Raw genomic sequence first — 12,799 nt, 5'->3', positions numbered from 1 at the left:
TTATTTGTGCTCGGCAATAACGGTAATATTCATTCCGGCTCTTAAAAAATCAGCTTGTTTATCGGCATCTTTTAACTGAATACGAACCGGGATTCTTTGTTCGATTTTCACGAAGTTTCCTGTTGCATTATCCGGAGGCAATAACGAAAATCTCGCGCCACTTGCCGGAGATAATGACATTACAATTCCTGTAAATTCTTTGCCATTTATAGCGTCGGCCTGAATTTTTACTTCCTGTCCTACGGTTAAATATTGCAATTGCGTTTCTTTAAAATTGGCCGTAATCCATTTTTCTTTACTTACTATCGAAAGCAATGATTGACCTTCTTTTACCATTTGTCCCGGCTGAATCGTTCTTTTGGCTACCCAGCCATCATAAGGCGCGGTAATTATGGTGTACGAAAGAAACAATGCTGCATTATCTGCAACAGCTTGTTTTGAAGCAATATTAGTTTGCGTTGCAGGAACATTTGCCTCCGCTTGCGAAGTGCTCAAATTTGAAGACTGAATTCTGTCTTGCATTTCCTGAAAATGAGCTTGCGCTGATTCATAATCGGCTTTTACTTTTTCTAATTGTTGCGAAGTCGCTGCTTCGTCTTTTACCAAAGCTTTGTATCTGTCGTATTCTAATTTCGATTTCCAAAGGTTGGTTTTAGCAGCAGCCAATTGTGATTCTCCAATTGCAGTTGAACTTGCAGTTGTAGCTACATTTTTCTCGGCCACAACGCTGCTTTGTTTTGCACTTTGAACATCGGCAAGAGCCACATTCAATTTTGACTGATACTCTCTGTTATCAATAATTACCAAAGTATCTCCTTTATGCACAAACTGATTTTCTTCAAAACGAACTTCTTGTACATAACCTGTAATTCTCGACATAATAGGCGTTACATATTGTTCTACCTGAGCGTCATTGGTTTCTTCGTGATTTCTGTTAAACACATAAAACCAAATTCCCAAAATGATCCCGCTTGCTACCAATATGCAAGCGATAATTGTTATTAATATATGAAACGTTCTGTCTCTTCTAGTTTCATTTTTTATCTTAACCATATACTTTATATCTATTTTCTTTGTTCTATTTTCTAAAATCTATTCTCTTGCTTCTAGCTTCTTGCCTCTATTCTCTTCCTTCTAGACTTCTAAATCTGATCCGGCATTATCCCCGCAGTATGCAGCAATTCGTAATGTTTTAAGATCGCATCTAATCTTGTCGATATTTTGTTGTATTTCGCCTGTAGCAAAGCATTATCAGCATCGACCATTTCTGTTATTAAAACCAATTGGTTTAAGTATTTCAGCTTTACGATTCGGTAATTTTCATTGGCCAGATCCAACGCTTTGTCTACAACCACAAACTTCTCGAGGATTTCCTGATATTGCGTATGGTCTTTAAAAAGCTTATCCTGAATTTCATCTTTTACAATTTCGGTTTGCATTTTCTGCCATTCGATTTTGGTATTCGCCTGTTCTACTTTGGTTTTGTTTTTATATAAAGCCGAAAGATCAAAATGCGCTTCAATACCAATTTGCCCTAAAGTATACAAGTATGGATTTGGCGGAAAGAATTTATAGTTCGGGTAATAAAATCCATAATTCCCGAAGAAATTTACCGTTGGCAGATAATTGGCTTTAACCAGTTTTAGTTCTGTTTTCTTGATGTTCAACTCCTGACTGGCCATTCGCATTTCTTCATTCTGAAAAGCTTTTTCTAAATAATAATCATACGGATCCAGACCTTTCATTTCATCGATATTAGCCGTTGTATCAATTGCCACTTCTTCATTTTCCGGAATCTGAATCAGAGTTTTTAAATCATGCAGCGCGATTTTTATGTTTTTTGAATTCGTCAAAGCGCTCAATTCACGATCAGAAAGCTGCAACTCGGCTCTAATCACTTCGTTTTTGGTTACTGTTCCGTGTTTTTGCAACGACTGAACTTCTTTTAATCGGCTTTTTTCTTCTTTAATGTTTTCATCAAAAATCTTCTGAAGTTCCATCATTTTATAAATCGCCAAATAATTGGCCACAACTTCAAGCTCGATATCATTTTGAGTCTTTTCGGTTTTTATTTTGGCAATTTCGTTTTCCTGATTGGCAATTTTAATGGCGTTGTTGATCTTATTACCGGCATAAATTGGCATTTTAAAAGTCGAGTTGACCTCGTAAATTTCAGGAATTGCTTTCGTGACCTCTTTTCCATTCAGGAAACCATTTCCTTTAAATTCCGTAATATTGGTAATTCTGGAATATTCACCGTTTAATTCGATATCCGGCAAACGGAGTTCTTTTCTTTCTTTGATATTTTGCTCAGAGAGCGTAGTCTCTAACTGAGATCTAAGGATTTTTTTATTGTTTTCTTTAGCCAGTTTCACCGCTTCGCTTAACGAAACCGAATGAATTTCCTGAGCCTGTAAATTACTGAATGTTAATATGATTAGAAATATCAACACGGTTTTGAGAAAACAATCTTCTGTAGAATTTGTTGTTTTAAGGAACATGAATATATAAATATTTTAATACTGCAAAGTTCCTGCATTTTTTCATTGACTGATAATTCTAAAAAGTCAATAACATATTCATTTCGGACAAATGTTAAAATTTTATTTCCCGAAAACGATATATTAAAACATTGAAAAACAATAAGTTGTAAAAAATTATATAAATTGGGGTTTCACGCAGATTTAAAAAAAATTAAAGCTGATTTTACAGATATTATAAAATAAACTGGTGGAAATCTGTTTAAATCAGTAAAATCCGTGGGCAAAAAACTTTCTATTTAGTTCTCAAGATATCTTCTCCATTTAAGTAATCAGAAGGTCTTTGTCCCAGAAATTTAAAGAAAGTATTACTAAACGTTGGTACACTACTATATCCTACTTCCTGCGCAACTTCTTTGACCGAAAGTTTTCTGTCAAGCAAAAGTTCAATCGCTTTTAAAATTCTTCGAATAGTATAATATTGAATAAAAGACATTTTAAGATCTTTTTGAAACAAGCGATATAGAGATCGTTCGCTATATCCAAATTCATGCGCAACCTCAGCAAACAAAATAGTTTCACCCAAATTATTCTCGATATGTCTTAAAATTTTACCCAAACGCGGGTCTTTTGGTTGTGGTAATTCTAAAGGCAAATTGGTCAGGCAAATTTGAGGTAATATTGCCTTAATCGCTTTAGCAATCGCAAAATTCGGACTTCCTTTTTTAAGATCGCCATTCCACCTATTCGTAAAAAGCATCATTTGCAACAATAAATTATTGACCGGATAAATACCTTCACTTTTATAAAAAACGTCTTCGTCTTTTTCAACCGGAAAATATAAATTTCGCATTGTCACACTTTCAGATTTGGGTTCGATGCTGTGCGCAACACCACTTGGGATCCAGATAAAATGTCTTGCCGGCAAAAAGTAAGTTTTCGTTTCTGTTGTTACAAAAACCACATCGCCTTCGGCATATAATAATTGCGCTTTGTCGTGTTTATGTGTAGGCACAAACAATTCTCCCATTAAATCGTGGTGACAATAAATGCTTTTTTTATCAGCATCTACTTTTTTGATGTAATACTTATCTAGTTTCTGACCGGAATGTTCCATTGAAGTAATAGTGACATATAAATATAAGAAGAAATAAATAGTTTGAGGTTTAAAATAGCGGTGATTTAACCGCAAAGTCCGCAAAGTTTTTCAAAGTATGCTTTTTAGAAAACACAAAGTTCGCAAAGCTTTGTGTTGATCTAGCTTTGCGAACTTTGTATTTTCTATGCGTAAAGTAAATTAAATCTTAGCGCTCTTTGCGGTTAAACTTCAAATAGCTATAAAAACAAAAAAGCCTTTCCGTTAAGAAAGGCTTCTTCCAATATTGCGGTCTGGACGGGACTCGAACCCGCGACCCCATGCGTGACAGGCATGTATTCTAACCAACTGAACTACCAAACCAACTGCGTTATTGTGAGTGCAAAAATACAACAGAAGTTGGATTATACAAGGGTTTTTAGGAATAAAAATTGAGAATTTTTTAATGAACTGATTTTAAATAAATTCCAAAGCATAAAAATTAAAAATTCTAATCAAATCTTGGCTGCTTTCTCAAAGTTCATCTTTTTTATTAATTATTTTCACACAAATAATAACATCTTTTTTAAAACATTGTCAATGGTTTCAACGATTGGGACGAAAAACATTTTTCACAATTACAATCATCCGTTTTCCCAAGGTTGAAACCTTGGGCTATAATTGAAATATAACACGATTTACAATCTTGTCATTTCGATCGAAGTGAGAAATCACCCTAGTTGATCGAGATAGATTGAAAATATACTTTACGGAGTTTCTTGTGTGATTTCTTCCTTCGGTCGAAATGACAAACTACACTTAGTATAAAACCAAAAAAAATCCGCAAAGCTTATAAAAAACTTTGCGGACTTTGCGTAAATCTTAGCGCTCTTTGCGTTAAACCAAAAGTGTCGTAAATCAAAAAAGCCATCCACAAAAGTGGAAAGCTTTTCATTGGTCTAACTACTAAACCAGCTACGAGTTACAAAGTCGTAGCAAAACAACACAACTAATCTTAGATACCGTATTTGGGCAAAAAAGCCTTTCCGTTAAGAAAGGCTTTTCCCAATATTGCGGTCTGGACGGGACTCGAACCCGCGACCCCATGCGTGACAGGCATGTATTCTAACCAACTGAACTACCAAACCTCTGCGTTATTGCGGTTGCAAAGATAGTACAGAATTTCATTTCTGCAAGCGTTTTGATAAAAAAAATTAAATATATTTTCAAATCGTTAGCCAAAGTTTTGTTTTTCAACTAAATAAGTAGTCAATATTTTTTCAAAATTATCGCCAACATTCACCGGAACGTACTTAATTTGGTTTTTTGCACACGTTAAAGCCAGGTTTTTAAAATAAGCTTCTGCCCTCTTTTCATACTCTACTTTTACATTATCGGCAAAAATCGATACTTCTTCGCCTGATTCTAAGTCAATAAACTTTCTTGGCGTATTATCAAAGTCAAATTTAAGCTCTGTTTCATTATCAACCACATGAAACAAAACTACTTTGTGTTTGTTGTGTTTAAGATGTTGTAAGGCACTAAAAAGCTTTTCATCGTCTTCTGACTGAAACATATCTGTAAAAAGGATAATCATCGAACGGCGATGCATTTTCTCTGCAATTTGATGCAAATATGTAATCGTGTCTGTTGTTTTTTTGACTTTTGGCTTTTCTAATAATTGCTCTAATTTATTCAGCAGCATTCTATGGTGGCGATCACTTCCTTTTTCGGGAGCGTAATATTCGTAACTGTCTGAGAAAACACTTAAACCTACGGCATCACGCTGTTTCTTTAAGATATTCATTAAAACTGCCGAAGCCAAAACCGCAAAACCAATCTTCTTTTCATAAAAAGGCTGACCTGATTTTAGTTCAGGATAATGCATTGATGACGAATTATCGACAATAAGATGGCAACGTAAATTGGTTTCTTCCTCATAACGTTTCGTGTATAAACGATCTGTTTTGGCAAATAATTTCCAATCGATATGTTTCGTGCTTTCTCCTGCATTATACACTTTATGCTCTGCAAATTCAGCCGAAAATCCATGAAACGGACTCTTGTGCATTCCGGATATAAAACCTTCTACAACCTGATTTGCCAACATTTCGAGATGCTGAAAACTGGAGACTTTCTCTATTTCCGATTCGATTTTCATTCGGTTTCTTTTTTAATATTTTGTGCGCGGTATAAACCGTCTGTCGCCTGCAATAATTTTCGTTTTAATATGGGACTAAAATTAGGGTTTTCTTTTAAGAATCGCTGTACTTCATCATAAGCATATTTCGACGAGTATTTTCCAATGGTATTATTAAGCCAGTCTTTCGGGAAGAAAATATCTCCTGTTCGCTGAATTTCCTCAACCAAATCTAACGAAAACCTGATATACTTTTGAGCACTTTCCTGACGTAACGGATGATGAATATTCGCTAAACCTAAAGCAACCCACGATTCTTTTTCTCTGTTTTCATCGTCTTTCAACGATTTTACAAACGCATCACGAACCATTTCATCCTTCGATAATGACGGAAGCAAAAACTCAAATCGCTTTTGTTTGTCAGGATTTGTGATGGTTGTTCTGGCTTTATTTAAGATTTCATCTGCCTTTTCATGTTTAAATATAGCTAAATTCATTGCCATATTCGTGTAATCGTCTTCGTTTAATTTCAAGCTTGGAATCACTTTTTCTTTATTCCATAACGCATATAATTTGGCTTTAGCCGAATTTGAATACGCAATCGAACTGAACAAATTAAACAAAGTCTTTTTGATATTGCTTGGCAAATTGGCTTGCAAACGTTTGTACAAAACTTCTTCTAATTGTTTTTGCGCTTTGGTTTGTTGTTTTTCGGTTAAAAATTTCCAAAAGACATTACTGGTTTGATTGGTAATTATCTTTAAAACCAACTCATTTTCTTCCTGCTGAATTCCTTTTATAAAACAATCAAATGCTTTCTTTGGTGCAACATTTCCCGTTAAGGTATTTTCATAAATATTAATATAGGCTGAAGCTCTGGCAACCTCATCTTTCAAAGATAAAACAGCTTCAATATTATTTCCGTCAAGCGGAAAAACACCGTAACCAAAACCATTATAATTATAAATAACTGCAATAGGTTTTTCAAGTCCAATTGCTTCTTTTACGACTAGATTTTTGTCTTTTATATTGACCGTAATCACTTTAACCTGATCCTTATAAACCAAACCAATCTCAAAAATTTGAGGCCATACATTGGCCGATTTATCTTCGGCTTGTTGGCTTATTTCAAACGACGAAATTCGGTTTTTAGCATCGTATTCAATCTTATCAGAGAAAATTGCCCTTCCGGATTTATTCACCCAAACCTCACTCCATTTTTGCATATCAAGCGGCGTTTCTGCATCCAGGATTTCTACCAGATTATTCCAATCTGCGTTGTCGTTGGCGTATTTTTTAATGTATTTTTCAATTCCTTTCTGGAAAGCTTCTTTTCCCATCGAAGCTTCTAATTGGCGCATCATAATAGGCGCTTTATTATAAATAATGGCTCCGTAAAGCGAACCTGCATCTTTTAGATTTGCTAAATGTTGTTTTATCGGATGTGTGCCTAACGAACGATCTTCCGCGTAAGCGTTAGAATAATGTGCCGATAAAAACTGCAGATTATGATTGACTTTCGGGAAAATTGGATTCATGATTTTGTCTGCCATAAAATTCGCAAACACTTCTTTCATCCAGACATCATCAAACCATTTCATAGTCACTAAATCACCAAACCACATGTGTGAGGTTTCATGCGCAATCAATTTGGCGCGATCTAATTTCTCGCTGTCGGTTGAACTATTATCAAGAAATAAAGTCGATTCTCTGTACTGAATCGCGCCAACATGTTCCATTCCGCCATATTGAAAAACCGGAATCGAAGCAAAATCCAACTTCTGAAACGGAAACGGATAATTGGTATATTTTTCTAAAAAGTCTACTGATTGTTGGTGCAAATTAAAAATCGTATCGGTACTCATGCGAAGTTTTTCAGCATTGTTTTCGCGATATAACATCGTCATTTCTCTATTTCCTGGTTTTTGTGTTACCGTTTTAAATTTGCCGGCAACGAATGAAAACAAATACGTGCTCATTTTGTCTGATTCTCCAAAACTATAAGCTGTAAAATCTCCTTTTTCTACTTTTTCTTTTACATCGGCTCCAGCCAAAACCGTCCAGTCTTTAGGAACTGTTAAACTCAAGTTATAAGTTGCTTTAATATCCGGCTGATCAAAACAAGGAAATAAGGTACTCGCACGATCCGGAACTAATAAAGTGTATAAGAAATCATCATTTCTATTTAAGGATAAATTTCCTGCTGTAAACGAAATGGCAATGGTGTTTTTTCCCTGAATCAAATCTTTTGCAGCAATAACAATATGCCCTTTTTCATGAACAATAGCAATACTTTTAGCATTAACCTGAATCGATTTTATGTTTGAAGACTTCTCTTTAAAATCTAAATATAAAGGCTCACTCAAATCAGAAATCGTCAAATTCAAAGCAAGATTTGAATTGATTTCCTGCTGTTTTTGCTGCGGAATCTCAAAAGAAAGCCCATACGTAACCTCTGAAATCTGTTTTTTTCGAAAGTGCGCCATTTGTTCTGAAACGCCATTTTCTAAAACAAGATTTTCTTTTTGTTTCGATTGAGAAAAACCAATTGTAGTAAATGCAAGAACACAAAGAAAGCTGTAGAAAATTTTCATTTTTAAAGGAATGTTAGATTCGTAAAAATAAAAAAAAGGATCGGTTTTATTGAAAGTTTGCCACGAATTTCACGAATTAGCACGAATCACTTTATGTTTAAAATTGAATTTCACGAATTTTTATGCCTTATTTTAAAAAAAGACCTAACAGGTTTTAAAAACCTGTTAGGTCTGAACAAAAAAAGCCTGACGATTGCCAGACCTTTTTAAAAAATACTAATTCTCACTATCCAAAATAAAATTATTCAGTTCGTTGAAATTTAAAAGTAATATCTCCCGCATAATACGTATTGCGTGCATTCGTTGGGAAAATAGTTTCTGCAGCGGTACTCGAAATATATGCATATCCGGTTATGGTAATATTTCCGGCTACAATAGGATAAGTAGTTGCTGATCCGTCAGTTTTTGTTCTGTTAATCCAGTCGTCGCTGTTTACGGTAAAAAAGTATTCCTTGTCTTTTGTAAGTGCAATCGAAGCGATTGTTTTTTCTACCGTAACATTTGCTGTGGCTACATTTACCGTTTCTGATTTTATAACTTTTTTCGTCGTCGCATCCCATAAAGTGATTCTTAAAGCAGCATTTACATCCGGAATTTTTACTATTAAAGCATTTATTTTTCCGGTAACTGTAGGCTTAAAGCTAAACCCGTATTCGTAAATTCCTGAGTTTTTTACATCAACTGCTTTCTGGCTAAATCCTGAACCTGCCATATAAGCATCAAGAGGATTTTCTTCGTTATATTTTACTGAATCTTCTTTGTCATCATCGCTGTTGCAGGAAATGGTTAATAATGCAACTGATAAAATGGTGAAAATGGTTTTTAAAGTCTTCATAATGATCTTAATTATTCGGTTTTTTGATTTCTCTCTAAAAATTAAGGCTGAATATTAAAACGTGCACAAGCTTCTTCGTAACTCAATTTCGAATAATCAGCTTTTGCTGTTTTTGTTGTAGCGGCAACACCTCCGGGAATCAAAATATAGCGCCAGGAAAGTGATGTGGGAAGATTTACAGTTCCTCCCGCATCATGTCTAAATCTGAATAATTTGATTTTCTTTGCTGTAGAAATAGCCGTAATCGTATTAACAAATCCTCCGGCTGTTGATGTGTAAGGCAGTGTATAAGTACCTGTACCAAACGACACATAAACCAGTATCGTTCCTTTTGCAAGGATATCTTCTGACAATTCCGGGGCATTTATACTTGTTGACATTCCTGAAGTTCCGTCTATTGTTTCTGCAACTGCTGCGGGCGCTGTCAACCATGCACTATAAATAACATTTGCTGTTCCTGCCGGTCCGGTTGCTCCGGTTTTTCCATCAAGTCCATTAGTTCCGTTTGTTCCATCGATTCCGTTACTTCCGTCATCACTGCTGCATGAAATTGTAGAAATTGCTACTAATAAAAGGGTAAAAATTGTTTTTGAAAATTTCATAATAATTTGGTTTTAAAATTTTGGCTAAATGATTCGTATTTAATTCAATAACATTATTTTTGCAACAATCAATTGGTAAAAAAAGTGTTTCTTTTATGTGATGATTGAATTACGAGACAAAGTTGCAGGATTAAAATGTGCAGAAAAACCACCAATAGACGAACAACATTTTAAATAGACAGACGACATAAATTCTAGCTAAATGACCAAAAAATACACTTGTATTATTGTTGATGACGACGAAATAGACAGGCTTACGGTAGTATCGTTTGCCAAAAAGTTTCCTGTTCTGGATATTTTAGCTGTTTTTGAATCGGCAGAAGATGCCCTTCCGTTTATCGAAGAACAAAAAGTCGATATCTTGTTTCTGGATATTGATATGCCGGGTTTAAACGGAATTGACTTTAGAAAAAAAGCATTAGAGATTCCGGTTTGTATTTTTATAACCGCACATCCTGAACATGCTGTAGAAAGTTTTCAAATAGAAACGCTTGATTTTATCGTAAAACCTCTAAAACTGGATCGGTTTACACAAACCGTAAGCAGAATTGAGGAATTTATGGAGATCAAACTCAAAGCTTCTCTTTTTGAAGCCAGTATTGGCGGTGACACTATTTATATAAAAGAAGGTCACGAACAAACAAAAGTCAAATTGCACGAAATTCTATATCTCGAAGCACTAAAAGATTATACGCTTGTAATAACCGACAAAAAAAGACATTGCGTTTTATCGAGTATTGGTAATTTATTGAAAGAAGAACATTTTCAATCTTTTATCAGGATTCATAGAAGTTATGCCGTTCAGAAACAGTTTATTCAGAAGATTAATTCAACCGAAATTATTTTAAATAATAATGTTGCTATTCCGGTAGGAAGAAGTTATAAAGACAACTTAAACCTGTTTTCATGAGAAAAATGCGGTTTTTGTTTTTGTTATTCATCAATCTAACTGCTTTTGCGCAGCAGGAACCTATTTTAGCAAAGTATAAAACCCAACCAGAAAAACTAAAAGCCTGGCTAAAATACACCAACGAAATATTAGATGCCGAAGATTATCCCAAACTAATCGTTGCCGCACAAAAAGGAATCGAACTGTCTAAAGATCATCTCGCCTACAAATCAAGGTTTTATTTTTTAAAAGGAAAAGCATACGAATTCAATAATAATCAGACCAAAGAGGCATCGATCAATTATGAGTTTGCCTTAAAATATGCACAAAAAGCCAGACATCTTAAAAACGAAACTTCGGCTTTGATGCGCCTTAGTTATGCCTATTATGCGCTGAACGAAACTTTAAAAAGAAAAAAATTAATAGCATATGTCAAACAAGTTCTTGACACTACAAAAAGCACTTACACTAAATCTGTCCTTTACGGAAGTCTTGGCGAATATTATCTCGATAATGCACAATATGAAACCTTTATTAGTTATCAGCTAAAAGCTATCAACTACAAAAAACTGCTAAAAAAAACGGTAGCAAACGACGAAACCATTGGTGTATCGTACAGTCAGATTGCGGCGGCGTACACCAAAATGAAACAATACAATAAAGCCATTGAATATCTTAATTATGCCCAACCTTATATCAAAACTTCGCCTTATGTCAGTGCTTTTTCCTGCAATTATTATTTACAATGTTTTGTTCCTTTAAAAAATATTGACAGCATTCAAAAATATTACACTTTAATATATACGTATCCTTCCAGAAAAGATTCTTTATTTCTCAATCTAAGTTTCGCTAACAGAAGCGTATCTGAATATTATGCGAATGCAGGCAAAACAAACACGGCATTTAGTTATGCAAAAAAAGCAGTTTTATTGGCACAAAAATCAAATGACGAAGATATTATTATGGAAGCTAATGCCATAATGGGAAGGGTTTTATATGAAAAAGGAGATTACAAAAAAGCCATCGAAACCTTAAAAAAAGCTTCAAAAAATGCACTGACTTACGACAAAGAATCGTTTGTAAACATCAACAAAAAACTATCTCAAAGTTATGCCGCATTAGGACTTTGGAAAGACGCATTTTATTATAACGAAATCTACAGTAAATCGAATGATGAAATGATGCAGGAATCGGCGAAACAAAACATTGCCAATGCCGAGGCGCGCTACCAAAATAAAACAAAAGGACAGGAAATCAAGAATCTTTCGACTCAAAACACGCTTAAAAACATTCAGATTGACGAAGCCAAAAAACAGCGTATTTTTCTAATTTCGGGTTTAATTCTCGTGGGGATTATCGTTTTATTGTTATTCAAACAAAATCAAAACCGCAAAAAAACCAATGAGAAATTACAGCTTTTGAATCAGGAATTGGATGAAGCCAACAAAATAAAAGCACGTTTCTTTAGTATTTTGAATCATGATTTAAGAAGTCCCGTTTCGAATTTAATCCACTTTTTACATCTTCAAAAAGAAAGCCCTGAACTTATTGATGAAGAAATGGCTGCACGAATGCAAACCAAAGTTATCACCGGAGCAGAAAATCTATTATCATCTATGGAAGATATTTTGTTGTGGAGCAAAGGACAAATGGAAAACTTTAAACCTCATTTTAAAGAAATTGCTGTAGATGTTATTTTTAAGGAAATGAAGAATCATTTTTCAGGTATTGAAAGCATTCAAATTTCATTCGAAAACCCGGAAAACCTAATCTTAAACACCGATGAAAATTACCTCAAAACCATCATCAGAAACCTAACCGGAAACGCTATAAAAGCCCTCGACAAAACCACAAACGGAAAAATAATCTGGAGAGCATGGCAGGAAAACGAAGTTCAATATCTCGCCATTTCAGATAACGGTCCCGGCGGAACTCAGGAACAATTTAAAGCCTTATACGACGACTCAGAAGTAATAGGTATCAAATCCGGTTTAGGATTACACTTAATTAGAGATTTGGCAACCGCCATAAACTGCAAAATCGAAGTCAATTCTCAGCAAGATTCAGGAACAACCTTTACAATTACATTCTTAAAATAGTTCGCCACTAATTTCACGAATTAGCACGAATTAAACTCATTTTTTTGCCACAGATTAAAAGGATTAAAATGATTTTATAATCTGT

Annotated in this window: 9 protein-coding genes and 2 tRNA genes; 2 read left to right on the top strand and 9 right to left on the bottom strand. The window is 34.6% G+C overall.

The genetic code is table 11. The annotated features are described in order from the left end of the window. The 9 genes from ASF10_RS01705 to ASF10_RS01665 form a co-directional block, all read right to left on the bottom strand. Positions 1 to 1,053 (bottom strand): HlyD family secretion protein, encoded by a 1,053-nt coding sequence (locus ASF10_RS01705; RefSeq protein WP_056244554.1) that lies wholly within the window; start codon positions 1,051 to 1,053, stop codon positions 1 to 3. Between the two features lie 89 nt (positions 1,054 to 1,142). Further along, positions 1,143 to 2,501, bottom strand: coding sequence for a TolC family protein (locus tag ASF10_RS01700; protein WP_056244551.1), 1,359 nt, complete (start codon positions 2,499 to 2,501; stop codon positions 1,143 to 1,145). A gap of 274 nt (positions 2,502 to 2,775) precedes the next feature. Beyond that, positions 2,776 to 3,597, bottom strand: a complete 822-nt coding sequence (locus tag ASF10_RS01695; protein WP_056244548.1) for an AraC family transcriptional regulator — start codon at positions 3,595 to 3,597, stop codon at positions 2,776 to 2,778. 268 nt (positions 3,598 to 3,865) lie between these two features. After that, positions 3,866 to 3,939: transfer RNA gene (locus ASF10_RS01690), tRNA-Asp, on the bottom strand. A 690-nt stretch (positions 3,940 to 4,629) separates the two neighbouring features. Next, positions 4,630 to 4,703 (bottom strand) — tRNA-Asp (locus tag ASF10_RS01685). Positions 4,704 to 4,789: 86 nt separating this feature from the next. After that, the gene (locus ASF10_RS01680; protein WP_056244545.1) at positions 4,790 to 5,716 is read right to left on the bottom strand and encodes a DUF58 domain-containing protein; all 927 of its coding nucleotides are present in this window, start codon (positions 5,714 to 5,716) and stop codon (positions 4,790 to 4,792) included. After that, positions 5,713 to 8,289 carry a M1 family aminopeptidase gene (locus ASF10_RS01675; protein WP_056244542.1) on the bottom strand — a complete coding sequence of 859 codons (2,577 nt, stop codon included), beginning with the start codon at positions 8,287 to 8,289 and terminating at the stop codon, positions 5,713 to 5,715. The genes ASF10_RS01680 and ASF10_RS01675 overlap by 4 nt, the downstream gene beginning before the upstream one ends. A 241-nt stretch (positions 8,290 to 8,530) precedes the next feature. Next, positions 8,531 to 9,124: a DUF4082 domain-containing protein gene (locus ASF10_RS01670; RefSeq protein ID WP_056244539.1), complete on the bottom strand. Its 594-nt coding sequence runs from the start codon at positions 9,122 to 9,124 to the stop codon at positions 8,531 to 8,533. Positions 9,125 to 9,165: 41 nt separating this feature from the next. After that, complete coding sequence (locus ASF10_RS01665) at positions 9,166 to 9,726, bottom strand: hypothetical protein (protein WP_056244535.1); 561 nt, start codon at positions 9,724 to 9,726, stop codon at positions 9,166 to 9,168. Positions 9,727 to 9,928: 202 nt separating this feature from the next. On the opposite strand from ASF10_RS01665, the gene ASF10_RS01660 reads away from it, so the two are divergent. Beyond that, positions 9,929 to 10,636, top strand: a complete 708-nt coding sequence (locus tag ASF10_RS01660) for a LytR/AlgR family response regulator transcription factor (protein ID WP_056244532.1) — start codon at positions 9,929 to 9,931, stop codon at positions 10,634 to 10,636. After that, the gene (locus ASF10_RS01655; protein ID WP_056244528.1) at positions 10,633 to 12,714 is read left to right on the top strand and encodes a sensor histidine kinase; all 2,082 of its coding nucleotides are present in this window, start codon (positions 10,633 to 10,635) and stop codon (positions 12,712 to 12,714) included. Before ASF10_RS01660 ends, ASF10_RS01655 begins: the two co-directional genes overlap by 4 nt. The last annotated feature ends 85 nt before the right edge of the window (positions 12,715 to 12,799 follow it).

The organism is Flavobacterium sp. Leaf82, from assembly GCF_001422725.1.
In the GTDB taxonomy this organism is placed as follows: domain Bacteria; phylum Bacteroidota; class Bacteroidia; order Flavobacteriales; family Flavobacteriaceae; genus Flavobacterium.
The sequence above is the reverse complement of the archived record's forward strand: the minus strand, read 5'-3'. Positions and strand labels throughout refer to the sequence as shown.